General features: G+C 63.3%; 21 protein-coding genes and 1 rRNA gene. 1 reads left to right on the top strand and 21 read right to left on the bottom strand.

Going from position 1 to position 23,769, the window contains the following annotated elements; translation table 11 throughout:
* The 15 genes from G542_RS0114935 to G542_RS0115005 form a co-directional block, all read right to left on the bottom strand.
* Positions 1–165, bottom strand: a 16S ribosomal RNA gene (locus G542_RS0114935); the annotation flags it as partial.
* Between the two features lie 503 nt (positions 166–668).
* Positions 669–2,189, bottom strand: a complete 1,521-nt coding sequence (locus G542_RS0114940) for a fumarate hydratase (RefSeq protein ID WP_027824526.1) — start codon at positions 2,187–2,189, stop codon at positions 669–671.
* A gap of 132 nt (positions 2,190–2,321) precedes the next feature.
* The gene (locus tag G542_RS0114945) at positions 2,322–2,768 is read right to left on the bottom strand and encodes a MarR family winged helix-turn-helix transcriptional regulator (RefSeq protein WP_012698010.1); all 447 of its coding nucleotides are present in this window, start codon (positions 2,766–2,768) and stop codon (positions 2,322–2,324) included.
* A 134-nt stretch (positions 2,769–2,902) separates the two neighbouring features.
* On the bottom strand, positions 2,903–3,649 hold the full coding sequence (locus G542_RS0114950) for an SIR2 family NAD-dependent protein deacylase (protein WP_012698012.1): 747 nt from the start codon (positions 3,647–3,649) through the stop codon (positions 2,903–2,905).
* 84 nt (positions 3,650–3,733) lie between these two features.
* Entirely contained in the window at positions 3,734–5,083 is a 1,350-nt protein-coding gene (locus tag G542_RS0114955; RefSeq protein WP_012698013.1) for a TrpB-like pyridoxal phosphate-dependent enzyme, read from the bottom strand.
* A gap of 222 nt (positions 5,084–5,305) precedes the next feature.
* Positions 5,306–6,676 (bottom strand): DEAD/DEAH box helicase, encoded by a 1,371-nt coding sequence (locus tag G542_RS0114960; protein ID WP_034986166.1) that lies wholly within the window; start codon positions 6,674–6,676, stop codon positions 5,306–5,308.
* Positions 6,677–6,789: 113 nt separating this feature from the next.
* Positions 6,790–7,713, bottom strand: coding sequence for a CobD/CbiB family protein (locus G542_RS0114965; protein ID WP_012698015.1), 924 nt, complete (start codon positions 7,711–7,713; stop codon positions 6,790–6,792).
* Positions 7,714–7,845: 132 nt separating this feature from the next.
* Positions 7,846–9,099 carry a UDP-N-acetylglucosamine 1-carboxyvinyltransferase gene (murA, locus tag G542_RS0114970; protein WP_027824529.1) on the bottom strand — a complete coding sequence of 418 codons (1,254 nt, stop codon included), beginning with the start codon at positions 9,097–9,099 and terminating at the stop codon, positions 7,846–7,848.
* Between the two features lie 18 nt (positions 9,100–9,117).
* On the bottom strand, positions 9,118–9,357 hold the full coding sequence (locus G542_RS0114975) for a BolA family protein (RefSeq protein ID WP_012698017.1): 240 nt from the start codon (positions 9,355–9,357) through the stop codon (positions 9,118–9,120).
* 6 nt (positions 9,358–9,363) lie between these two features.
* Entirely contained in the window at positions 9,364–10,119 is a 756-nt protein-coding gene (locus G542_RS0114980) for an ABC transporter permease (protein ID WP_012698018.1), read from the bottom strand.
* Between the two features lies 1 nt (position 10,120).
* Positions 10,121–11,029 carry an ABC transporter ATP-binding protein gene (locus G542_RS0114985; RefSeq protein WP_027824530.1) on the bottom strand — a complete coding sequence of 303 codons (909 nt, stop codon included), beginning with the start codon at positions 11,027–11,029 and terminating at the stop codon, positions 10,121–10,123.
* Positions 11,030–11,104: 75 nt separating this feature from the next.
* Positions 11,105–11,962 carry a prephenate dehydrogenase gene (locus tag G542_RS0114990; protein WP_244878729.1) on the bottom strand — a complete coding sequence of 286 codons (858 nt, stop codon included), beginning with the start codon at positions 11,960–11,962 and terminating at the stop codon, positions 11,105–11,107.
* Positions 11,963–12,219: 257 nt separating this feature from the next.
* Positions 12,220–13,026 carry an aminodeoxychorismate lyase gene (gene pabC, locus G542_RS0114995; protein WP_012698021.1) on the bottom strand — a complete coding sequence of 269 codons (807 nt, stop codon included), beginning with the start codon at positions 13,024–13,026 and terminating at the stop codon, positions 12,220–12,222.
* 2 nt (positions 13,027–13,028) lie between these two features.
* Positions 13,029–13,895, bottom strand: a complete 867-nt coding sequence (locus G542_RS0115000; RefSeq protein WP_034986169.1) for a Rossmann-like and DUF2520 domain-containing protein — start codon at positions 13,893–13,895, stop codon at positions 13,029–13,031.
* 81 nt (positions 13,896–13,976) lie between these two features.
* Positions 13,977–15,254 carry an O-acetylhomoserine aminocarboxypropyltransferase/cysteine synthase family protein gene (locus G542_RS0115005; protein WP_027824533.1) on the bottom strand — a complete coding sequence of 426 codons (1,278 nt, stop codon included), beginning with the start codon at positions 15,252–15,254 and terminating at the stop codon, positions 13,977–13,979.
* 195 nt (positions 15,255–15,449) lie between these two features.
* On the opposite strand from G542_RS0115005, the gene G542_RS0115010 reads away from it, so the two are divergent.
* Positions 15,450–17,969, top strand: a complete 2,520-nt coding sequence (locus tag G542_RS0115010; protein WP_012698024.1) for an EAL domain-containing protein — start codon at positions 15,450–15,452, stop codon at positions 17,967–17,969.
* 11 nt (positions 17,970–17,980) lie between these two features.
* On the opposite strand, the gene G542_RS0115015 is transcribed toward G542_RS0115010, so the two are convergent.
* The 6 genes from G542_RS0115015 to G542_RS0115040 all read right to left on the bottom strand — a co-directional run bounded on the left by G542_RS0115015 (position 17,981) and on the right by G542_RS0115040 (position 23,704).
* A complete protein-coding gene (locus G542_RS0115015) occupies positions 17,981–18,643 on the bottom strand; it encodes a Spy/CpxP family protein refolding chaperone (RefSeq protein WP_081666877.1) in 663 nt (220 codons plus the stop codon).
* 136 nt (positions 18,644–18,779) lie between these two features.
* On the bottom strand, positions 18,780–20,060 hold the full coding sequence (gene serS, locus G542_RS0115020; RefSeq protein WP_027824535.1) for a serine--tRNA ligase: 1,281 nt from the start codon (positions 20,058–20,060) through the stop codon (positions 18,780–18,782).
* Positions 20,061–20,154: 94 nt separating this feature from the next.
* Entirely contained in the window at positions 20,155–20,622 is a 468-nt protein-coding gene (locus tag G542_RS0115025; RefSeq protein ID WP_444542739.1) for an acyl-CoA thioesterase, read from the bottom strand.
* Positions 20,613–21,545, bottom strand: a complete 933-nt coding sequence (locus tag G542_RS0115030) for a DMT family transporter (RefSeq protein ID WP_027824536.1) — start codon at positions 21,543–21,545, stop codon at positions 20,613–20,615. Before G542_RS0115030 ends, G542_RS0115025 begins: the two co-directional genes overlap by 10 nt.
* Positions 21,546–21,704: 159 nt before the next feature.
* Positions 21,705–22,163 (bottom strand): large-conductance mechanosensitive channel protein MscL, encoded by a 459-nt coding sequence (gene mscL / locus G542_RS0115035; protein ID WP_012698029.1) that lies wholly within the window; start codon positions 22,161–22,163, stop codon positions 21,705–21,707.
* A 161-nt stretch (positions 22,164–22,324) separates the two neighbouring features.
* The gene (locus tag G542_RS0115040) at positions 22,325–23,704 is read right to left on the bottom strand and encodes an FAD-binding oxidoreductase (protein ID WP_027824537.1); all 1,380 of its coding nucleotides are present in this window, start codon (positions 23,702–23,704) and stop codon (positions 22,325–22,327) included.
* Positions 23,705–23,769 lie beyond the last annotated feature (65 nt).

Consider the following 23,769-nt stretch of genomic DNA (forward strand, 5'->3'; position numbering starts at 1 on the left):
TAGCACACCTTTCGATGCGTTATCCCCCATTACTCGGTACGTTCCGATGCATTACTCACCCGTTCGCCACTCGTCAGCAGACCGAAGTCCCTGTTACCGTTCGACTTGCATGTGTAAAGCATGCCGCCAGCGTTCAATCTGAGCCAGGATCAAACTCTTTCGTTCAATCTCAGCTAAGTACTTGGCTTGCTCAAAGAAACGACAAGAAAATGTTTTTCCTTGCGTCTATTTGAAGTGCGAGCCTGTGGGTTTCCACAAGCGCTCACACTTATCGGTTGTTCGTTTGTTAAAGAGCTTCCCGGACCAGCCGGCGCTGCGTCGTGCAGCGAGGTGGCGAACTATACCCACCTCTCCACAACCCGTCAACACCCAACCCCGCAAAAAATACAGTTTTCTGAAAACCGAGAAAAATCCTGCTCGGGCTGTCCACATGCCACAGGACCAAAATGATTTCCTGAGACATTCAAACACTACCAAATACTGCAAGTTTTCCCCAGACAATGGGGGGCAAGCTGTGAAAAACCTGTGGATAACCATAAAAAGCCCTGCCTAATCCACAGCCATTCTGGTACTGCCCATTTTTTACACAGCCATAACCAGCCTGACACAAACAAACAGCCGCCTGTTGAAAACAGGCGGCTGTAGCTGTTGTTGAGTGCTTTATCCGGTCAGACAACCGCAACCGGAATCTTTCCGATCCTGGCTTGCCAGACCTTTGGTCCGGTCTGATGAACGGACTCGCCCGAACTGTCCACGGCAACAGTTACCGGCATGTCCACTACGTCAAACTCGTAAATGGCCTCCATGCCCAGATCGGCAAAGGCCAGCACACGCGAAGACTTGATGGCCTTGCTGACCAAGTAAGCCGCCCCGCCCACAGCCATCAGGTAAGCCGCCTTGTTGTCACGGATGGCATCAATGGCCACTGGGCCACGCTCAGACTTGCCGACCATGGAAATCAGCCCGGTCTGCTCCAGCATCATGCGGGTGAACTTGTCCATCCGTGTAGCTGTAGTCGGACCAGCCGGACCGACCACCTCGTTACCGACCGGGTCCACCGGGCCAACGTAATAAATCACCCGGTTCTTGAAGTCGACAGGCAACGACTCGCCCTTGGCCAGCATGTCGGCAATACGCTTGTGAGCCGCATCGCGCCCGGTCAGCATCTTGCCGTTCAGCAGCAGGGTCTGCCCCGGTTTCCAGCTTGCAACTTCTTCCGGTGTCAGCGTATCCAGATTCACCCGGGTGGCCACCTCGGTATCAGGCTGCCAGCTGACTGCAGGCCAGTCTTCCAGCTTCGGGGTTTCCAGTGTCGCCGGCCCGGAACCATCCAGATGGAAATGCACGTGACGGGTTGCAGCACAGTTGGGAACCATTGCCACCGGCAGACTGGCCGCGTGCGTCGGGTAATCAAGGATCTTGACGTCCAGAACGGTGGTCAGTCCGCCCAGCCCCTGCGCACCGATACCCAGCGCATTGACCTTCTCGTACAGCTCGATACGCAGTTCTTCGGCGCGATTCTGCGGCCCACGGGCAATCAGCTCATCGATATCGACCGGAGCCATCAGGGATTCCTTGGCCATCAGCAGCGCCTTTTCCGGCGTGCCGCCGATGCCGATCCCCAGAATCCCCGGCGGACACCATCCCGCGCCCATGGTCGGCACGGTTTTCAGCACCCACTCGACAATGCTGTCCGACGGATTGAGCATGGCCATTTTCGACTTGTTTTCCGAGCCGCCACCCTTGGCAGCACAGATCACCTCGACACCATCGCCCGGCACGACCTCGAAATGCACGACGGCGGGTGTATTGTCACGCGAGTTCTGCCGTTTGCCGGCAGGATCCAGCAGCACTGAAGCACGAAGCTTGTTGTCCGGGTGGGTGTAGGCCCGGCGCACGCCTTCGTTGACCATGTCCTGCACGCTCATGCTCGCGTCCCACTGGACGTTCATGCCGATTTTCAGGAAAACAAGGGCAATCCCCGTGTCCTGACAGATCGGGCGATGTCCCTCGGCACACATGCGGCTGTTGGTGAGAATCTGTGCAATGGCATCCCTGGCTGCCGGACTGGCCTCGCGCTCGTACGCCCGGCCCAGTGCCTGGATATAGTCTTTGGGGTGGTAATAGCTGATGTACTGGAAAGCATCAGCGATGCTGGCAATAAAGTCTTCCTGACGGATGACGGTCATGGTGTTCTCCGAATGGCCCGATGCAGTAAGGGTAAGGCTGATTGTAACGGCAACGCAGCCGCAGAAGACAGTGACATGCCCGGACAAAACAGGAACGCCCCGCACGGGCGGGGCGTTTCATTGCCGGGCAGGTCAGTTGTTTCCGACAGCAAAGCGGGCAAACTGGGTCGTGACCCGCCACCAGGCCGCCATGTCGGCCTCACCCAGCTCATGAGTCACGGCTGCCATCATGCGCAGCTGGTTTTCCGACAGCTGTTGCAGGAGGACCTGGCCGGACTCGGTCAGGCGCAGCTCCTTGACCCGGCGGTCATGCCGCGCGAGCGTGGCAACAATCAGGCCTTGCTCCTGCAAGTGCCGCAGCGGCGCATTTACCGCCTGCTTACTGACATCCAGAATCCGCAGCAGCGCGTTGACGCTCAGGCCGGGATTCTTGCCGACAAAATGCAGGATGCGGTGGTGAACACGGGCCAGCCCACGTTCGGCCAGCAGCTCGTCAGGTTTGCCGGTAAAGGCGCGATAGGCGAAATACATCAGGGAGATCGGATCGTTGAGTGCGTTGGGAGGAAGAGCGGCGGGCATGATCGGTTATCTTTCGGACATGGACAACATCAATTTGTCATTAATAGGTCAGTTTCTCTATCCATTCAAGAAAAATTTGCAGTCGGGTTTATGCTTGAGCAACAAAGCGTGGCGCCCGGCCAACGATTCATGAATCAGTCGGAATCAAACCCCAATATTTGCCTGAATTTTGCACACACCTCGCCAATCGGCCAATGCAGGCACAAATCAAACCGGCTATCGAGGGCGGTAGGCTGCAAATTGACCAGTGCGCTTGGCATGCGCCAGTGCCGTGCCAGCGCCGGCAGCTGGTTGACCGGGCCCGCTTCCAGCGATGATCCCATCACCCACAGGCAGTCTGCCTCGGCCAATGCTGCCAGTGCAGCATCCATGGCCTCGACCGGCTCGCCATGCAACACGACATCCGGTTTGAGCACTTCCCCGCAACAGTGACAGTGCGGTACCGGCTGGACCTGGCAAGTGGCGTCATGATCACGGCACAGGCAGGCCGGACACACTAGGCGCTCCACACTGCCATGCGCTTCGATGACGTGCGGGCTGCCTGCCCGCTGGTGCAGGCCGTCAATGTTCTGGGTCACCACCGTGACGGTCTTGTCCGTTGCAGCCAGCTGAGCCAGCAGACGATGCCCGATATCCGGGCATGCGCTTCCGGTCGTGCCGAACGGAAAAAGCGTGCGGAAAGCAGACCAGAATGCCGCAGGGTCCTGCTGGAAAAAACGGAGGGAGAGCGCATCGGCACAGCCTGGTTGCCGGACCTGGCCTGTGGTGGCCGAACGAACATCGGGAATACCCGATTCAGTACTGAGACCTGCGCCGGTGAGCACCAGCAGGTGCCGGCAAGCACGCCACTGCGCGGCCAACTCGTCAATGACATCAGACAAGGCAATTGCTTTGACTATGAAAGGGCGCGCATCTTACCTTGAGACAATTTCGGGCGGGGAAGCCCCCCGCCCGTCAGTGCACAATCACACTCGCGGCAAACGCGCCAGTGCCGCACGGATGGCCTCTTCCGGATAGACATAGTCTTCCAGATCGCCCGCCAGATACTTGTCGTAGCTGGCCATGTCGAAATGCCCATGGCCGGACAGGTTGAAGAACAGCGCTTTGGACTCGCCGCTTTCGGTACAGCGCCGGGCCTCGTCGATGACGGCACGGATACCGTGGCAGCTTTCCGGTGCCGGCACGATGCCCTCGGTCCGGGCAAACGTCACCCCGGCCTCGAACGTTGCCAGCTGCGGCACGGCAACTGCCTCGACCAGTCCTTCGTGCACCAGCTGGCTGACCAGCGTCGAGGCGCCGTGATAGCGCAAACCTCCGGCATGAATGGACGGCGGCATGAAGTCGTGTCCGAGCGTGTACTGCTTCATCAGCGGCGTCAGGCCTGCAGTATCGCCATAGTCGTAGGAATAATGCCCGCGGGTCAGGCTCGGACACGATGCCGGCTCCACAGCCACCAGCCGCACGTTGCGCCCGGCCGCCTTGTCGGCAAAGAACGGAAATGCCACGCCGCCGAAGTTGGAGCCGCCGCCGCACGGCGCAAAAATCATGTCGGGATAATCACCAGCCAGCTCGAACTGCTTTTTCGCCTCCAGACCGATCACGGTCTGGTGCAGCAGCACGTGGTTGAGCACCGACCCCAGGCCATACGTCGTGTCGCTGCGGCTGGCCGCTTCTTCCACCGCCTCGGCGATCGCCAGTCCCAGCGAACCTGGATTATTGTCGTCGGCCTCCAGCGCAGCCCGGCCGGCTGCCGTCAGCGGCGACGGACTGGCCAGAACCTCGGCCCCCCAAGTCTGCATCATGGAGCGGCGGAAAGGCTTTTGCTGGTAACTCACCTTCACCATGAACACCCGGATGTCGATGCCGAACATCTGGCCGGCCAGCGCCAGCGAACAACCCCACTGGCCGGCACCGGTTTCGGTCGTCATGCGGCGGATACCGGCTTCACGGTTGTAGTACGCCTGGGCAATGGCCGAATTGAGCTTGTGGCTGCCGGCCGGACTGACGCCTTCGTACTTGTAGTAGATCCGCGCAGGAGTACCCAGTTCGGCTTCGAGCCGGTGGGCCCGGAACAGAGGAGCCGGCCGCCAGAGCCGGTAGATTTCCCGCACCGGTTCCGGAATCGGAATCCAGCGCTCCGTCGAGACTTCCTGTTCGATCAGGCTGTCGACGAAGATGGCCGACAAGGCGTCGGGAGAAATCGGCTGGCCATCGGGTCCGAGTACCGGTGCGGGCTTGTTGGGCATGTCCGCCACCACGTTGTACCAGTGGGTCGGGATCTCGGATTCGGGCAACAGGAATTTGGTCTGGTTCATGGCAGTCCTCTGCGGGTAATGGCTGATGGTCTAAAAGCGGTGCAGGCACACGATGTCGTGTGCAAATCGGCAGAACAGCATTTGGGTACGCCTCCGATGCCTAGGGCATAAGCCCGCTACGCTAAAGCAGGACACCGCTTCGGTCAAACCCCCTGTCACACCCGTCAGGACAACAAAAAGCCCGATCCTGAAGGACCGGGCCTGGTTCAGCGGCAAGTCGGCTCAACTGCGCTTGTAACGCGGCGGCATCAGCAGTGCCGGCACTTCGACCGGTTCACGCAGATAACTGGGCAGGATCACCCGCCGGCGCGGCTTGGCCAACAGCTCGTCATCGTCGGTCGCCGCTGCATTGCTGCTGTCGCGGCTGTCTTCACTGGCCGGAGCAATACGACGCTTTTGTGCCAGTGCCGGGCGCTCTTCGGCAGCAGCGGCCGGACGCGGCACCCAGCTTGGCCAGGCGGCGGCATGATGCTGGGGAGTCAGCGTCTGGCGTGTCAGCTTTTCAATCGCTTCCAGCAGTTTCTGTTCTTCGGCATCCATCAGCGAAATGGCCACGCCGCTCTGACCGGCACGACCGGTACGGCCGATCCGGTGCACATAGTCTTCCGGCGAATTCGGCAGGTCGAAGTTGACCACGAACGGCAGATCGCTGACATCCAGCCCCCGGGCAGCCACGTCGGTAGCCACCAGTATGCGCAGTTTGCCGTCCTTGAATGCCGCCAGCGTGTCCAGGCGGGCTTGCTGGGCCTTGTCGCCATGGATGGCTTCGGCATCCAGCCGGTCGAAATTGCGCAGCTCGCGCGCCAGCCGGTCGGCGCCCTGCTTGGTACGACAGAACACGATCACCTGCGACATGGCACGCTCATTGATCAGCCGGGCCAGCAGGCGGCGTTTCTGTCCGGCATCCACGGCATAAACGGCCTGCTCGACCGTGGCGGCCGTGGTGTTTTGCCGGGCCACTTCGATGGTGACCGGATCACGCTGGAATTCGGCTGCCAGCTTTTTGATCTCGGGTGAGAAGGTGGCCGAGAACAGCAGGGTCTGCCGGGTTTTTGGCAACTGGGCCAGGATGCGGCGGATGTCCAGGATGAAACCCATGTCGAGCATGCGGTCCGCTTCGTCCAGCACCAGCATCTCCACCCGGTTGAGCTGGATGGTTTTCTGTTCCAGATGGTCCAGCAGGCGTCCGGGCGTGGCCACGACAATGTCCATGCCGCGCATCAGGTCGGCTTTTTGCGGGTCCATGTTGACGCCGCCGAACACGCAGGTATGCCGCAGCGGCAGGTACTTGGTGTAGCTCTGGACCGAAGCGGCGATCTGGTCGGCCAGTTCGCGCGTGGGCGTCAGGATCAGGCAGCGCACCGGGTGCATGGCCGGCGACACGCTATGCGTCGCGTAGTGCCTCAGGCGGGCAATGATGGGCAGGGTAAACGCGGCCGTCTTGCCGGTACCGGTCTGCGCGGCAGCCAGCACGTCCCGTCCCGTCAGTACTTCAGGAATGGCACGCGCCTGAATCGGCGTCGGCTCGGCATAGCCAAGTTCATCAACCGCACGCTGCACTTCTGCGGGCAAACCCAGCTCGGCAAACGTCATCACAAACACACTCCCAGACAACACAAAAAGCGAAGGCGCGAACTATACGCGCCAACGCCATGAAATTCCAAAGTTTTCCCGTCAGGCACCGTCTGCGCCGGCAGCAGGCACCATCAGGCCAGGATCCGGGCCACGGAAAACAGCAGGATGACGAAGAGCCAGATCACCAGAGCCCGCCACACCAGTCCGATGGCGCGCTTGAGGTAATCGGGATCGGCCTCGTCTCCAACCCCCAGTTCCGGCCGGTACTTGACAGTGTAATCCTGCCGCAGCGGGTCGCCCAGACGCACACCGATGGCACCGGCGGCACTGGCCAGCAGGATGCCCCAGCTGCGGTTGCCCCAGGCCTGCGCCTGCGCCCGCCAGCAATAGATGGCATCCTCGAAATCCCCCATCACGGCAAAGCTGATGCTGGTCAGCCGCACCGGAATCCAGTCCAGCCACTCGCACAGCTTGCGGGCCGGCAGTCCGAACTGGTCGCCCGGCTGGCCTTCGCGCAGACCCCACTTCTGGTACAGCATGCACGACAGCCGGTACAGCACGGCACCGGCCGGGCCGGGCAACACCACAAACCAGAAGAGCGTGGCAAACACATGGCGATAGGCATCGGTCACGCCCTGCTCGATGGTCAGGCGGGAAATCTCGTTGACCTCCAGTTCGGAGGTCGACTGGCCGGACCAGCGCCCCAGCGCCGCCCTGGCATCGTGCACCCGGCCGTCGGCCAGCGCCTTGCTGATGTCAGTGATGGCACCGGAAAAATGCCGGAACCCCATCGTCAGGTACAGCACTGCCACGTTCCACAGCAGGGCCAGGACCGGCGTGACCTGGTAGAGCGCGGCGTAAATGCCGTAGGCCAGCGCCACGAACGGCACCACGGCCAGCAGCCATGCCAGCAGGCCGTGCCGGGATTCGCCGGCATTCAGGTTGCGTTCCAGCCGGTTGGCATAGCGCGTGAAGTGCAACAGCAGGCGGTTGCGGCTGCCAAGCGGGCGCAACTGTTCCAGTGCCAGTGCGATCAGGATGGAAATCAGCGTCATGTCTTGTCATGCGATGGACGGGTCTGGCTCTGACGATACCATAAACCGCATTCACCCCGCTGCCCGCCGGCCGCAAACGACAACGGGATGGCCAGGCCATCCCGTTCCGTCATTCGTGCAAGGTTCCCCGCTTCAGCCACCGGTCCGTTCGATCTGCGCGCCCACGGCCCCGAGCTTGCGCTCGATGTGCTCGTAACCGCGGTCCAGATGGTAGATCCGGTCGACGATGGTGGTGCCGTCTGCCACCAGCCCGGCCAGCACGAGGCTCGCCGAAGCGCGCAGGTCGGTCGCCATCACCGTGGCGCCCGAAAGCTTGTTCACCCCGTGGGTAGTCGCCAGATTGCCTTCCACGTCGATGCGTGCGCCCATGCGGATCAGCTCCGGCACGTGCATGAAGCGGTTTTCAAAAATGGTTTCCTTGATGCTGCCCACACCTTCGGCGATGCAGTTCATTGCCATGAACTGGGCCTGCATGTCGGTCGGAAAGGCCGGATACGGCAGGGTCCGCAGGCTGACTGCCCTGGGACGCTGCGGCATGTCGAGGGCGATCCAGTCGCCCCCCGCCTCGATGACCGCACCGGCTTCGGCCAGCTTGTCAAGGATCGCGCCCATGTCCGCAGCCCGCGCGTTGCGCAGCACCAGCTTGCCCTGCGTCATGGCCCCGGCGACCAGGAAAGTCCCGGCCTCGATGCGGTCCGGCATCACCGCGTGCTCGGCACCATGCAGGCGCTCAACCCCCTCGATCACCAGCCGGTCGGTACCCAAACCGCTGATGCGGGCCCCCATCTTGTTGAGGCACACAGCGAGATCGGTCACCTCCGGTTCGCGGGCAGCGTTTTCCAGCACGGTGGTACCGTCGGCCAGCGTGGCAGCCATCAGCAGGTTTTCCGTTCCGGTCACCGTCACCATGTCCATCACCACCCGGGCGCCCTTGAGGCGGCCACGGGCCTTGACGTAACCGTGTTCGATCACGATGTCGGCGCCCATGGCCGCCAGCCCCTTGATGTGCTGGTCGACCGGGCGCGAGCCGATGGCGCAGCCACCGGGCAGGCTGACCGAAGCCTCGCCGAAGCGGGCCAGTGTCGGGCCCAGCACCAGAATCGAGGCGCGCATGGTTTTCACCAGCTCGTACGGTGCGCAGGTATCGCTGACCTGGGCGGCCGACAGCTCGAATTCGTGCACGTTGTCGGTCATGACCCGCGCGCCCATGCCCTGCAACAGCTTCTGCGTGGTCATGACATCGCGCAGCTGCGGCACGTTGGTCAGCCGCAGCGTGTCTGCGGTCAGCAAAGAGGCGCACAAAATCGGCAGCGCCGCGTTTTTGGCACCGGAAACCGTAATGTCGCCCTTGAGCGGACCATTACCGGTGATCTTGAGTTTTTCCATGCAAATCAGCCTTGGGCGTTACTTGGCGAGTTCTTCGGGAGTCTTGGCCGATTCAATCGACAGCGCATGCAGCGTACCGTCGTCAAACTGGGGCTTGAGGGCCGACTTGACCATCAGGTGCCGTTCGACCAGCCGCTTGCCGGCAAAGGCCGGCGATACGATGCTGGCGTAAAAGTGGTGACCGTCGCCGCGCACGTCAATGGCGGTGCAGTCGAGGGTGGCAGCAATCAGCTGCCGGACTTGGTCAGGAGTCATCATGGTGGATTAGCGTCGCAATTTGTAACCGGAATGCAAAACCTGGAGCACGATGGCGGACACCAGCACGAAGGCTGCGGCCACCACCGCAAAACTGAGCCACGGATCAGCGTCAGATACGCCGAAAAAGCCGTAGCGGAAGCCGTCGATCATATAGAACACCGGATTAAGGTGGCTTACCGCGTACCAGAAAGGTGACAGGCTGTGGACCGAATAGAATACGCCGGACAGGAAAGTCAGCGGCATGATGATGAAATTCTGGAAGGCCGCCAGCTGGTCGAACTTGTCGGCCCATACCCCGGCCAGCACGCCCAGCGCCCCCAGCACGCCGCAGCCCAGCACGGCAAACAGCAGCAGCCACACCGGATGCGCCAGCGGCGGAAAACCGGCCCACAGCGTGACCAGCCACACACCGGCCCCCACCACCAGACCACGTACCACCGCAGCCAGCAGATAAGCGGCAAACACCTCCAGTGCCGACAGGGGCGGCAGCAGGATGAACACGATGTTGCCGGTGATCTTGCTCTGGATCAGGCTGGAACTGCCGTTGGAAAACGCGTTCTGCAACATTGACATCATGATCAGCCCGGGAATCAGGAACAGCACGTAACTGACGCCGGGATACATGTCCACCCGCCCGGACAGGGCATGCGAAAACACCAGCAGGTACAGCAATGCCGTCAGCACCGGTGCGGCCACCGTCTGGAAGGAAACCTTCCAAAACCGCAGGATTTCCTTCTTGAACAGGGTAAAAAATCCGGACATTTCAGCTCCCCTGCCCTTGCATCATGCTCACGAACACATCCTCGAGGTCGGTCTTGACCGTCCGCAATTCCTTCACCCTGACTCCGGCCATGCGCATGCACGCCAGGATGTCCTCCAGCTGGTCATGATCGGCCAGCTTCAGTGTCACCCCTTCGTCGTCGCGGCTGTCCAGCAGCGGCAGCAGCTCTGCCGGCAATTCTGCCGGCTGCACCAGCACGAAGCGGACACGCCGGGCCTCTTCTCCGCGCGACAGCAGGCGTTCCTTGTCCTCCAGCGCGATCAGCCGTCCTTCCTTGAGCATGGCGATGCGGTGGCACAGGGTTTCGGCTTCTTCCAGATAGTGCGTGGTCAGCACGATGGTATGACCGGCCTGGTTGAGTTCCTGCACGAAGGCCCACAGGCTCTGGCGCAGGGCCACGTCCACGCCGGCAGTCGGCTCGTCCAGCACGATGACCGGCGGCCGGTGCACCAGTGCCTGCGCCACCATCACGCGGCGCTTCATGCCACCTGACAGGGCACGCATGTTGGTCCCGGCCTTGTCGGTCAGCCCCAGCCGGGCGAGGATTTCGTCGATCCAGTCGTCGTTGTGGCGCAGACCGAAATAACCTGACTGGAAAACCAGCGTTTCCCGCACGGTAAAAAACGGATCGAACACCAGTTCCTGCGGCACCACGCCAAGGGCGCGCCGGGCGGCCCGGTAATCACGGACCACGTCATGCCCCATGATGCGGATCTGCCCGTCCGTAGGCCGGGCCAGACCGGCCATGCAGGAAATCAGCGTGGTCTTGCCGGCACCGTTGGGGCCCAGCAAGGCAAAGAATTCGCCCTCTTCGACTGCCAGACTGACCCGGTCGAGCGCGGTAAAGTCACCGTAGCGTTTGCTGACGGCATCAATGGCAATCGCCTGCATAGGAAAAGCCGTGACAAAAACCGTAATTGTAGCGGAATCGCCCGCTCCGCATCAGCGCTTGGCCGGGTTTCCTGATCAACGCCGGTTGAAGCGCTCGGCCCAGGCCGTACGGGCCGAACGCGCGCGGGCAAAGCGCGCCTCCAGGGCTCCGGCATCGGCGGCCGCCACCTCTGCCCGCAGCTGGGCCAGCGTGGCGGAAAAGGCGTCCAGCTCGGCCAGCAGGGCCGCCTGGTTGGCCAAGGTAATGTCACGCCACATTTCCGGATGACTGCCGGCGATCCGGGTAAAGTCGCGAAAACCGGTCGAGGCAAAATCAAAGCACTGCCGGGCATCGGGTCTGGCCAGCACGGTGTCCACATAGGCAAAGGCCAGCAGGTGCGGCAGATGGCTGACCGTGGCAAAAATGGCGTCGTGCTGTTCCGGCCGCAGGCTGGCGACACTGGCACCGGTCACCTGCCAGGCGGCCCGCACGCAGGCCACGGCCTCGTCGTCGGTTTCCGGCAGCGGCGCCAGTACCACAGTGCGGTTTTCAAACAGGGCGAACTGGGCTGCGGCAGCGCCGGACAGCTCGGACCCGGCAATCGGATGGGCCGGTACGCAGCGGGACAACTGCCGGGGCAGGTGCTGCCTCATCAGCGCCACGACATCGCACTTGGTGCTGCCGGCATCGGTCACGATGGCTCCGGGCGGCAAGACCGGTGCAATGGCGGCAAATACCTGCGCCATCTGCCCGACCGGAGTAGCCACCAGCACCATGTCGGCGTCCTGCACGGCGACAGCGGCATCCTGGACCCAGGAATCGATCACGCCCAGCTCCAGCGCCCGCTCCAGATTCTCGCGACTGCGACCCACGCCGACAACCTGGCCGACCTGCCCTGCCCGCCGCAGCGACAGCGCAAACGAGCCACCGATCAGGCCCACCCCGATAATCACCAACTTGCCGATCCGCACTGCCGTCCCCTTGGCTGTTGAGCCGGACATCATAGGCGAACTTGCACGCCACGGCACCGGTCCAGCCCGGATGACTGCCGGACCAGCCGCTGCATGACGTGATCAAGACCGGCCCGGATCACTGCAAACAGTCATCCGGCAGGGCGCTTGTCACATCAGCCGGCAAGGCTGCCGCGCAGGGAAAGCAACCGGCCAGATTCCGGCGCAGGCCGCCTCCCGGCCCCGCTCCGTCACCGGAGTCAGGCCGCTGCCAGGATATCTGCCGCCACGCGGGCCGAATCCGGCAACCCGAACGCGAGCGCATCCAGCCGCCGGACCGGCAGCACGCCCACCACGCTGTTGCACAGCCACAGACCTTGCGCCCCCTGTACAGCGGCGCGGGCAATGCGCTCAACCCGCACCGGACGACCAAGGCGGTCTGCCAGGCAGTCCAGCAGGCAGGCGCGGGCAGCCCCGGCGACACCGCAGCGGTCCAGCAAGGGCGTGGCCACATGCGAACCGAAATCGACAAACACATTGCAGGCACAGGCCTCGGTCAGCCAGCCTTCGGCATCGCACAGCAGTCCTTCACGGATGGCAGGATCATCCCATTCGGCCCGCGCCAGCACGTTTTCCAGCCGGTTGAGATGCTTGACTCCGGCCAGCCGCGGCTGGCTGGCCAGCTCCAGCCGGCACCAGCGCACCGTCACGCCGTCCGGGCAGGGCTGCGGTGCAAAACCGGCAACGGATACCAGCCGGGTTGGCACCACGGGCTGCGGCAGGGCATAGCCACGGGCACCGCTGCCACGGGTCAGCACGATCTTGCCGACGGCCAGCGGCAAGGTGGCGGCCAGTTGTGCCAGCTCCGCCAGCAGGACGGATTCGGCCGGCAATGGCAGCCCCAGGGCAGCGCAGTCATGTTGCAGGCATTGCCAGTGCCAGTGCCAGAGCGTGGGCCGGCCCTGCTTGAGCAGCACCGTGCGGAACAGGCCGTCACCGTAGCCAAGCCCACGGTCGGTCACCGGAATCCGGTCGGCCGCTTCGCCATTGAACAGGCAGGCCGGCATGCTCATCCCCGCGGTTCGGCCAGCAGGGTCGAGAGGGCGTCACGGTGTTCGGCATCCAGCCGTCCGCCGGCCAGCCGCACGGCCAGACGCCCGAGCGCCCGGTATGCCTGCTCGTCCAGCGGGTCGGTCAGTTCGTCCAGATGCAGGGCCACGGTGCCGCTGTCTCCACGGACCACGGGCCCGGTCAGGGCCGTAGCCGGCCCGAACTGGAAGGCATTGACCAGCGACTGGCTCGCCAGCGGGCCCAGCACGTCACGCGCGGTTTCCGCATCCAGCCCGGCCTCCTGGGCCACCCGCCACGCCATGTCGGCCAGGGTGACCACGTAATTGGAGGCGATGGTACAGGCGGCGTGGTAGCGCGGCTTGTGTTCGCTGGACAGGAGAAACGGCCGGGCACCGATGGCCGTCAGCAAGGGGTCCAGAACCTGGCAGGCGTCTTCCATGCCTTCCAGTGCCACGGGTGTCCCTTCGAATGTGGCCAGTGCCCGCACCGGCTCGGCAAAACTGAGGGCGGGATGGGCGCTGGCGGTCTGCCAGCCACGTTCGGCCAGTGGCGCCAGCACGGCGGCGGTCAGGGCGCCGCTGGCATGCACGGCCAGCGCCGGTGTCAGGTTGTCGCGGCCGGCCAGTGCCTGGGCCACGCCGGCAATCTGGCTGTCAGGCACGCTGATCAGCCACAGGTCGGCAGCGGGCAGTGTGGCCAGCGAACACACCTGTCCGGCTCCGATGAACGCCACGGCCTCTTCGGCCGAAGACGAGCGCCGGCAGCATACGCCGCCGATTTCGGCCACACCGGCCTGTTGCCAGCGGCGTGCCAGTACCCGGCCGACTTTTCCGGCCCCTGCGACATTCAACTTCAGGGTGGTCATGCCCCCTCCTCGTCATTTTTGACGGGGCAGCTTCTGTGGCTGCCCTCGCATCAACATGCCTGCTGCTGGCAGCCGGCCGGTCTATTGCCGGGCAGCGGCCAGTGCCTGCTCCAAGTCTTCGATCAGGTCGTCCACATGTTCAATGCCGATCGACAGGCGCACCATTTCCGGTCGTACCCCGGCCTTGCGCTGTTCTTCGACCGACAGCTGGCGGTGCGTGGTGCTGGCCGGATGGCAGGCGAGGCTCTTGGCATCGCCGATATTGACCAGCCGGACAAACAGCTGGAGCGCGTCGATGAAGCGGGTGCCGGCTTCCACGCCGCCCTTGACACCGAAGCTCAAGATGCCCGAGGCCCGTCCGCCCATATACTTGTCCACCAGCGGCTTGCTGGGGTTGCCTTCGAGGCCGGCGTATTCGACCCAGTCCACCGCCGGATGGGCCGCAAGAAATTCGGCAACGCGCTGCGTATTGCTGCAAATGCGGTCCATGCGCAGCGGCAAGGTCTCGATTCCTTGTAAAATCTGGAAACTGTTCATCGGACTGATAGCCGCCCCCATGTTGCGAAGCGGCACCACGCGTGCCCTGGCGATGTAGGCAGCTGCACCCATCGCCTCAACATAGTTAACACCGTGGTAGCTGACATCCGGTGTATTCAGACGCACGAATTTCTCTTTATGCTCGCCCCACGGGAAACGACCCGAATCAACGATGATGCCACCGATGCTGGTACCGTGTCCGCCCATGTACTTGGTCAGCGAATGCACGACGATGTCGGCACCATGCTCGAACGGCCGGCACAGATACGGCGACGGCACCGTGTTGTCGACGATCAGCGGCACGCCGCCGGCATGTGCCACTTCGGCAAAAGCGGCGAAGTCAACCACATTGCCCAGAGGGTTGCCGATGGATTCGCAATACACGGCCTTGGTGCGGGCATCCACCAGCCCGGTCACGGCCCGGGGATCACGGTAATCGACAAAACGTACTTCGATTCCCAGCTGTGGCAGGGTGTGCGCCAGCAGGTTGTAGGTGCCGCCGTACAGCGTGCTGGTGGCAATGATGTTGTCGCCGGCTTCGGCAATGGTCTGGATGGCATAGGTCACCGCCGCCATGCCCGACGCCACGGCCAGCGCTCCGACTCCGCCCTCCATCGCGGCAACGCGCTGCTCCAGCACGTCGGTGGTCGGATTCATGATGCGGGTGTAGATGTTGCCGGCCACCTTGAGGTCGAAGAGGTCTGCCCCGTGCTGGGTGCTGTCGAAGGCATAGCTGGTGGTCTGGTAAATCGGCACGGCAGCCGCGCGGGTGGTCGGGTCGGGACGGTAACCGCCATGGACGGCGAGGGTTTCGATACGCATGGAATCTCCTGAAATGATGGTCGGCCAGCCGCCGGATCCGGGATGACGCCAAGATAAACCGCCCGTCTGCCAGCTGCAATCTTCATTCCGTGACAGCCTCCGGCCAATGTCATTTGACATAAAAAACCAGATGCCAAATGGCTATACTTCACCCCCGTCTGACCGTTGCCTGTTCCTTACCGTTGCGGAGTTCCTGTGGGCATTTACTACCAGAAGACCATTGAATCGCTGGTCTCGCCACGCCTAGTCACCTGTGCGCCCGATACCCCGGTGCATGAGGCCGCCCGCCAGATGCGCGAGGCCCTGTGCGGCTCGATCATCGTGCTGGACGGACAAGGCCAGCCGGCAGGCATCTGGACCGAGGCCGATGTCCTCAAGCTGGACCTGCACGATCCAGACGGACTCAGGGTACCGATTTCCAGCGTGATGAGTTCACCGGTCAAGACCCTGCCGGTCGACACGCCTTTTCACGAAGCGGCCATCCGCTTTCGCCACGAAGGCATCCGCCACTATCTGGTCATCGACCAGCAGAACCAGCCGCGCGGCATCCTGTCACAGACCGACATCGTCCTGAACCAGGGGGCCGAATTCTTCATCCGCCTCAAGGAAGTCGGCTCGATCCCCAGCGCCCCGCCAAGGTTCCTGAGAGCCGATGCCTCCTTTGCCGAAGCCGTCGCAGCCATGCGCCAGGTTACCCAGGAGGCGGTCATCATCGAATACCCGGACGGCGGTTACGGCATCCTGACCCAGCGCGACGTGGTGCGCCATCTGGACAGCAACGATCCCGACCAGCCGGTCGGCCGGCTGGCCAGCCGGCCACTGGTGACGGCCAAGGCCAGCGCCAGCCTTTACTATGCCCGCAAGCTCCTCGCCGAAAAGCACATCCGCCATCTGGGCATCACCAGCGAAAACAACCAGTTGACCGGACTGGTCGGCTTTGCCGACATCATGGCGTCGATCGAGCACGAATACGTCCACGAGCTGCAATACGCCCTCAAGGAACGCGACGAAGCCCTCAACCTGTCGCAGCAGAACCTGCGGCTGGCCGACAAGGTGTTTGAAGCCACACTGGAAGGCATCATCATCACCGACGCCGAAGGCATCATCGAAACCGTCAACCCGGCCTTTACCCGCATTACCGGCTGGCGCCGCGAAGAAGTGGTCGGCAAGAACCCGCGCATCCTCAGCTCCAGCCAGCAGCCGCCGGAATTTTACCGCCACCTGTGGCAAAGCCTGCGCGAGCACGGATTCTGGCAGGGCGAAGTCATCAACCGCCGCAAGGACGGCAAGTTCTACACCGAGCACCTGACCATCACCGGCATCCGCGGACCGGACGGCACCTTTACTCACTACGCCGGCATTTTCAGCGACATCACCCAGCGCAAGCTCAACGAAGAACGGCTGCACTACCTTGCCAACCACGACCCGCTGACCGACCTGCCCAACCGCACCCTGCTGATGGAACGCCTGGGTGCCGCCCTCACCCGCGCCCACCGGCAAGGCAAGCGCGTGGCGCTGATGTTCCTCGACCTCGACCGCTTCAAGTTCATCAACGACACCCTCGGCCATGCCGTCGGCGACAAGCTGCTGCAAACCGTCGCCAGCCGCCTGACCGGCAGCCTGCGCGCCAGCGACACCGTCGCCCGGCTGGGCGGCGACGAATTCAACATCGTGCTGGAAGACATCCGCGACCTGCGCGGCGTGGCCCAGACGGCCCAGAAACTGATCGACCGGGTGCAGGGCATGGTCACGCTCGACGGCCACGACGTGTATGTCACCGCCTCGGTCGGCATCGCCATCTACCCGGATGACGGCAGTACCCCGGAAGTGCTGCGCATGAATGCCGACACGGCCATGTACCGGGCCAAGGAGCGGGGCAAGAACAATTTCCAGTTCTTTACCGCCGACATGAATGCCAGCACGCTGGCCCGGTTGCGGCTGGAATCCAACCTGCACCGTGCGCTGGCCCGCCAGGAATTCCAGCTGCATTTCCAGCCCAAGGTCGACCTCGCCCACGGTCACATCTACGGCATGGAAGCCCTGCTGCGCTGGCGCAGCCACGAACTGGGACCGGTCAGCCCGGCCGACTTCATTCCGATCGCCGAAGAATCCAACCTGATCTCCACCATTGGCGAGTGGGTGCTGGAACAGGCCTGCCGCCAGGCGCGGCACTGGCTCAACCTCGGCCTCTTGCCCGGTACCGTGGCCGTCAACCTGTCCAGCAAGCAGATGACCCAGGGCGACATCGTCGCCACCGTCCGCCGCATCCTCGAACACAGCAACCTGCCTGGTCACTATCTGGAACTGGAAATCACCGAATCGGTGGCGATGGACAATACCGGCGAGATGATCCGCACGCTCAAGAACCTCAAGGCACTGGGCGTGCGCATTGCCATCGACGACTTCGGCACCGGCTATTCGTCGCTGTCCTACCTCAAGCAGCTGCCGATCGATGTCCTGAAAATCGACCGCTCCTTCGTCACCGACCTGCACGAGGACCGCGACGACGCCGCCATCGCCAGCGCCATCATCTCCATGGGGCAAAGCCTGAACCTGCAACCCGTGGCTGAAGGCGTCGAACGCGAGGAACACCGGCAGTTCCTGCTGGACCACGGCTGCCAGTACGGACAGGGCTACCTGTTCAGCCGCCCGGTCCCGGCTGCCACCATGGAGCAGCTCCTGCTGGAAAGCCAGGCCCTGTCGGCCTGGCGCTGATACCCGCCGCGTTATTCCTGCGCGGCGGCCGGGCCGGCGCTCAGGGCCGGATTCATGCGGCTGGAGCCGAGGCCGGCCGGAGCAGCCGGGCGGGTTGCCGGAGCCGCATCCATCAGCAGGCGCTGGGCCGGCGTCAGCTGGTTGTAAAACGCCACCAGCGCCTCGTCATGTGCCGTCATGGCCGCCACCCGGGCCTCCATGCCGGCATGCTGCAAGGCCAGCAGGTTGGGCAGCGACAGGCCCGGAGCCCGCATGGCGGCATTGATACGCTGCATTTCCTGCATCAGCCAGCGGTCGGAAGCATCCGTCCGCGCAATCATCAGGTCAAAGGCCGATTTCTGCGTGGCATCCAGCTTCAGACGGTCCATCAGGGACTGCATCCGCCAGCCCGGTGCCACCCACTGCTCCATCGGACCAGCCATGGATGCAGCGGCCGGTCCATGCATGCCGGGATGCATGTGCCACCCCAGGTTCAGCCCGGTACCACCAATCACCGGCCCCGGCCCGCCCTCGATCACCACCACGCCAGCCGGCGCAGCAGGTACATCACCATGCCGGAGCGCTGCCGCCGGCCCCGACAGCGGTACGGACTGGGGCGCGGCCTGCACCATTGCAGACACCAGCAACATGCCGGCTGCAGCCAGCCCGAGCATTGATCCGTTCACCTTACCCATCACAGCAATCCTCCCTTTATGCGCTCCGGCCGATCCGGAGCCATGTACCCCCCTGTTATAGGCAATCAGTACGCATGAAAACGGGCCGCCCTACCGGGCGGCCCGTTTCAGCCGGACAAACGCAAGCCGGCAGGGCTCAGCCCTGCGGCAGCAGTTTCTCCAGCCCGCCCATGTACGGACGCAACACTTCCGGCACCGTCACCGAGCCGTCGGCATTCTGGTAGTTTTCCAGCACTGCCACCAGCGTACGGCCGACCGCCAGACCCGATCCGTTCAGGGTATGCACCAGCTGGTTCTTGCCGGCCTCGTCCTTGAAACGGGCCTGCATGCGGCGCGCCTGGAAATCTCCCATGCTCGAGCAGCTGGAAATTTCGCGGTAAGTGTCCTGCGCCGGCAGCCACACCTCGATGTCGTAGGTCTTCTGGCTGCCAAAACCCATGTCGCCCGTGCACAGCACGATGACGCGATACGGCAAACCGAGTTTTTTCAGGATGGTTTCGGCGTGACCGGTCAGGGTTTCCAGCGCATTGAGCGATTCTTCCGGACGCACGACCTGTACCAGCTCCACCTTGTCGAACTGGTGCTGGCGGATCATGCCGCGGGTATCACGGCCATAGGCACCGGCTTCGGAGCGGAAGCACGGGGTATGGGCGACATAGCGCAGCGGCAGGTCGGCTGCCTTGACGATTTCATCGCGCACGAAGTTGGTCACCGGCACTTCGGCCGTCGGCACCAGATAGAAGTTTTCGTCACCGCGCGGCACACGGAACAGGTCCTCCTCGAACTTCGGCAGCTGGCCGGTGCCATACATGCTGGTCGCGTTGACCATGTACGGGGTGTAGACCTCGGTGTAGCCGTGTTCGTCGGCGTGGGTGTTCAGCATGAACTGCGCCAGCGCCCGGTGCAGGCGGGCCATCTGGCCGCGCAATACGGTAAAGCGGGCTCCCGAAAGCTTGGCGCCGGTTTCGGCGTCCAGCCCCAGCGGCGTACCGATGTCGACGTGATCCTTCACCTGGAAATCGAAGCTGCGCGGCACGCCCACCCGGCGGATTTCAACGTTGCCGGTTTCGTCCCGACCCACCGGCACCGATTCGTGCGGCAGGTTGGGAATGGCCTGCAACAGCTCGGCCAGACGGCCCTGCAAGCCTTCCAGCGCGGCTTCGTTGGCTTTCAGTTCGTCACCGAGACCGGACACTTCAGCGAGCACCGCCGAAGCATCCTCACCGCGGCGCTTGGCTTCGCCCACCTGCCTGGACAGGCTGTTGCGGCGGGCCTGCAGGTCTTGCGTACGGGTTTGCAGCGCCTTGCGTTCGTTTTCAAGCGCGGTGAACGCCTCAGTGTCGAGCGTATAACCACGGGCGGCCAGACGGGCCGCCACGGTATCAAGCTGGGTGCGGAGCAGTTGGATGTCGAGCATGGCAGGTAAGACTTTCCGGAAAATGCCTGCTCCGGTTCAGGGAGCAGGACGACAGACTAGCGTAAACAGGCGCGATTCTAGCAGCCCGGCGCGCTCAGGCGCGGCTGGCAAGCGCCTGGCGGGCGGCCTTGCGCTTGAGCGCGGCATCCCAGCGGCACTGTTCGGTCGCATTTTGCGGCGTGAAAACCGGCGCCGCCACCGGACGGCCATGGCCGTCGACGGCCACCATGGTGAAATAGCAGCTGTTGGTGTGCCTCACGACGCGGTCATGGATGTTTTCGGCAATCACCTTGATGCCGATTTCCATCGACGAACGGCCCACGTAATTGACACTGGCCAGGAAGCTCACCATCTCGCCCACATGGATGGGCTGCTTGAAGGTCACCTGATCCACCGACAGCGTCACCACATACTGGCCGGCATAGCGTGCCGCACAGGCATACGCCACCTGGTCCAGCAGTTTCAGGATGGCCCCGCCGTGCACGTTGCCGGAAAAATTGGCCATGTCCGGCGTCATCAGCACCGTCATCGACAGTTCGCGGCTCAGATCGTTCATTTGCATTTCTCCGGACGGGCTTGCGCCAGGCCTTTCAGGCGGCGCTCGCCCTTGATGGTCAGGAACGCCAGCACAGCCAGCGCCAGGGCAATCAGCAGCATGCCGATTGATTCAAACATGTCGGGCACTTCGCCCAGTTGCAGCCAGGCCGCCAGAACGGCCACACCAGGGATGGCCAGAATGTTCAGGCTGGCGGTGCCGGCCGACAGGCGGGACAGCAGCAGCGTCCACACCAGCCAGCCCAGTCCGCCGGCCAGACAGCCCGCAAACAGCAGCACCAGCAGCAGCGGCCAGCCCCATACCACCGGCGGCCCCGGCATCATCCACCACAGGGCCGTCAGCGGCAGCGTACCCCAGACCATCTGCCAGAACGTCAGTCCCAGCGGGTCCACCGGTCCTTGCCGCCGCATGCGCTTGATCAGGATGGCACTGGCTGCCCAGCAGATGCCGCCTGCCAGCGCCAGCCAGTTGGAGATGCTGCCGGAGGTCAGGTTCCACGGTTCCAGGATCAGGACCAGACCGGCCAGCGCCAGCCCGACCCCCAGCCACTGCCAGCCGCGTACCCGCTCGCCAAGAAACACCCACGCAAACAGCAGCGTCCAGAACGGCATGGTATAGCACAGCACCGACACCTTGCCGGCACCGCCAAACAGCAGGGCAAGGTTGGTGAGTGCGGTAAAGCCTGCCGTCTGGGTCAGGGCAATCAACAGGGTCGGCCGCCATGGCGGTGGCCGCAGCGAGCGACCGCTCAGCAGCAACACGAGGCCCAGCGTTGCCACGGCCAGCACCGAACGGCCGACCGCCAGCGCAAACGGGCCGGCATAGTTGAGGCCTTCCTTGGTGACGACCCAGTTGTACCCCCAGACCCCCCACAGGGCCAGGAGCAGCAACAGGTTGGCCAGACGGCCGGGAGTACGGGGTGTGGTCATGAGGGCGGGACACGGGCAAAAACGGACGGCCTGCCCTTGGGCAGGCCGTCGGAAACCGGAAACGGGAAACGGGAAGCATGCATGCACATTCCGTGCAGCCTGCAAGCCTAAGCCCGGCCCGGCAAAGACGTCAAATCGTTTACCCTGTCCCGCACCGCTTCAGTCCGCTGGCGGCACCTGCGACGTGCAATGCGGACAGCGGGTGGCCGCCAGCGGAATCGCCGTCGCGCAGAACGGGCAGTCACGGGTGGCCGGAGCCGGCGCGGCCGCGTCCTTTTTCTGGTACAGGCGATTGACCACCTTCACCAGCAGGAACACCGAGAAGGCAATCAGGACAAAACTCACTACCGAGTTGATGAACTGCCCCACATTCATTGTCACCGCCCCGGCAGCCTTGGCGGCCGCCACTGTGGCGTAGGGGCCGGGCGTGGCACCCGCCTTCAGGGTGATGAACAGATCGGCAAAATTGACCTTGCCGATCAGCAGGCCGATCGGCGGCATGATGATGTCGTCCACCAGCGATTTGACGATGGAGCCAAAGGCGGCGCCGATCACCACGCCCACGGCCAGGTCGATCACGTTGCCACGCATGGCAAACTCGCGGAACTCCTTGAACATATTGACACTCCGGTTGGCCGGCAGGGTTGTCCACAGCCTGTCCACGCTTGCAGACCTGCCTGTGAATTTCCCCCAGCCGGGGTGGATGTTGCTGTAGGAAAACTGTGGAAAAGTCAGGTAATTCGCTGATATACCGGCAAAAACCCGATACTGATTATTTTTTAGGCAATGAGCTTGCCGGGATTCATCACGCCGCGCGGATCAAAAACGGCCTTGATGCCCCGCATCAGCGCAATTTCTTCCGGACTGCGGCTGACCGCCAGGTAGGGCGCCTTCAGCAGGCCCACGCCATGCTCGGCCGACATACTGCCGTTGTAGGCTGCCACCAGACCGAACACCAGCGCATTGACCCGCTCGCAGGCCTGCCGGAACGCCTCGACCGTCAGCTCCGGCGGACGCAGGACATTCACGTGCAGGTTGCCGTCACCGATATGGCCGAACCACACCACTTCGAAACCGGGATATTCCCGTGCCAGCAAGGTATCCAGCTCGGCCACAAAGGCCGGTACCTGCGACGGATGCACGGCAATGTCGTTCTTGTAGGGCGTGCGCGGCGTGATCGATTCGCTGATGTCCTCACGCAAGCGCCACAGCCGGCGCGCCTGCTCGTCCGACTGGGCCAGCACGGCATCTGCCACCACACCCTCTCCGGCAAGACCGGCAAAAGCCGTCATGGCCATTTCGTCCACGTCCGGCGTGATCCGTTCGTATTCAACCAGCGCATAGTAGCCATAGCGTCCCTCGAACGGACTGGCCACATGGCCGCGCGCCTCGACCTGCGCCAGCGCCGCATCGGAAAAAAACTCGAACGCCAGCGGATCGGCAAACTGCCGGAAACGTGCCAGTACCGTCATCACGTCCGCCAGCTGCGGCACGGCAAACAGCATCACGCCGCTGTCGGCCGGCGGGCGCGCCAGCTTCAGCGTCACTGCCGTCACCAGCCCGAGCGTACCCTCGCTGCCCACAAACAGATGGCGCAGGTCGTAGCCGGTGTTGTTCTTGACCAGTCCGTGATTGAGCTGCAACAGCTCGCCTGCCCCGGTCACCACGGTCAACCCGGCTACCCAGTCGCGGAACATGCCGTAGCGCAGCACCCGGATACCCCCGGCATTGGTCGCTACGTTGCCCCCCACCTGGCTGGAGCCGCGCGAAGCAAAATCCACCGGGAAATACAGCCCGCGCTCGCGGGCCAGCTGTTGCAGGGTTTCGGTCACCATGCCGGCCTCGACCGTCATCAGGCGGTCAGTGGCGTCAAACGCCAGCAGGCGGCTCATGCGTTCCAGCGACACCACCACCTCACCGGCCGTGGCGCAAGCCCCGCCGGACAGACCGGTCCGCCCGCCAGAGGGCACCAGTTGCAGGCCTTCGCGATTGGCAATGCGTACGATTTCCTGCACTTCTTCCTGAGTCTGCGGAAACAGCACGGCCAGCGGTGCCGGCTGGCAAAAGCGGGTCCAGTCCAGACCATAGCGTTGCAGGGTATCGGCATCGGTACAGCAACGCTCGCCCAGCAGGGCAGTCAGCGAGACAAGTCGGTTCATCGGGATTCATCCGTCAACACAGGCAAACATCCTTGCATCATGGCCATGGCAGCGCCATCCGGCAA

It is taken from the genome of Laribacter hongkongensis DSM 14985 (assembly GCF_000423285.1).
GTDB lineage: Bacteria > Pseudomonadota > Gammaproteobacteria > Burkholderiales > Aquaspirillaceae > Laribacter > Laribacter hongkongensis.

Bases quoted from the DNA above. Each gene is read 5' to 3' on its own strand.
- G542_RS0115015 (WP_081666877.1), bottom strand. From the start codon at position 18,643: ATGGGTAAGGTGAACGGATCAATGCTCGGGCTGGCTGCAGCCGGCATG.
- G542_RS0114980 (WP_012698018.1), bottom strand. From the start codon at position 10,119: ATGTCCGGATTTTTTACCCTGTTCAAGAAGGAAATCCTGCGGTTTTGG.
- G542_RS0115040 (WP_027824537.1), bottom strand. From the start codon at position 23,704: ATGAACCGACTTGTCTCGCTGACTGCCCTGCTGGGCGAGCGTTGCTGT.
- G542_RS0114965 (WP_012698015.1), bottom strand. From the start codon at position 7,713: ATGACGCTGATTTCCATCCTGATCGCACTGGCACTGGAACAGTTGCGC.
- G542_RS0114975 (WP_012698017.1), bottom strand. From the start codon at position 9,357: ATGATGACTCCTGACCAAGTCCGGCAGCTGATTGCTGCCACCCTCGAC.
- G542_RS0114955 (WP_012698013.1), bottom strand. From the start codon at position 5,083: ATGAACCAGACCAAATTCCTGTTGCCCGAATCCGAGATCCCGACCCAC.
- G542_RS0115030 (WP_027824536.1), bottom strand. From the start codon at position 21,545: ATGACCACACCCCGTACTCCCGGCCGTCTGGCCAACCTGTTGCTGCTC.
- G542_RS0114940 (WP_027824526.1), bottom strand. From the start codon at position 2,189: ATGACCGTCATCCGTCAGGAAGACTTTATTGCCAGCATCGCTGATGCT.
- serS (WP_027824535.1), bottom strand. From the start codon at position 20,060: ATGCTCGACATCCAACTGCTCCGCACCCAGCTTGATACCGTGGCGGCC.
- G542_RS0114985 (WP_027824530.1), bottom strand. From the start codon at position 11,029: ATGCAGGCGATTGCCATTGATGCCGTCAGCAAACGCTACGGTGACTTT.
- pabC (WP_012698021.1), bottom strand. From the start codon at position 13,026: ATGCCGGCCTGCCTGTTCAATGGCGAAGCGGCCGACCGGATTCCGGTG.
- murA (WP_027824529.1), bottom strand. From the start codon at position 9,099: ATGGAAAAACTCAAGATCACCGGTAATGGTCCGCTCAAGGGCGACATT.
- G542_RS0115025 (WP_444542739.1), bottom strand. From the start codon at position 20,622: ATGCAAATGAACGATCTGAGCCGCGAACTGTCGATGACGGTGCTGATG.
- G542_RS0115000 (WP_034986169.1), bottom strand. From the start codon at position 13,895: ATGACCACCCTGAAGTTGAATGTCGCAGGGGCCGGAAAAGTCGGCCGG.
- G542_RS0114960 (WP_034986166.1), bottom strand. From the start codon at position 6,676: ATGACGTTTGCCGAGCTGGGTTTGCCCGCAGAAGTGCAGCGTGCGGTT.
- G542_RS0114945 (WP_012698010.1), bottom strand. From the start codon at position 2,768: ATGCCCGCCGCTCTTCCTCCCAACGCACTCAACGATCCGATCTCCCTG.
- mscL (WP_012698029.1), bottom strand. From the start codon at position 22,163: ATGTTCAAGGAGTTCCGCGAGTTTGCCATGCGTGGCAACGTGATCGAC.
- G542_RS0115005 (WP_027824533.1), bottom strand. From the start codon at position 15,254: ATGCGTATCGAAACCCTCGCCGTCCATGGCGGTTACCGTCCCGACCCG.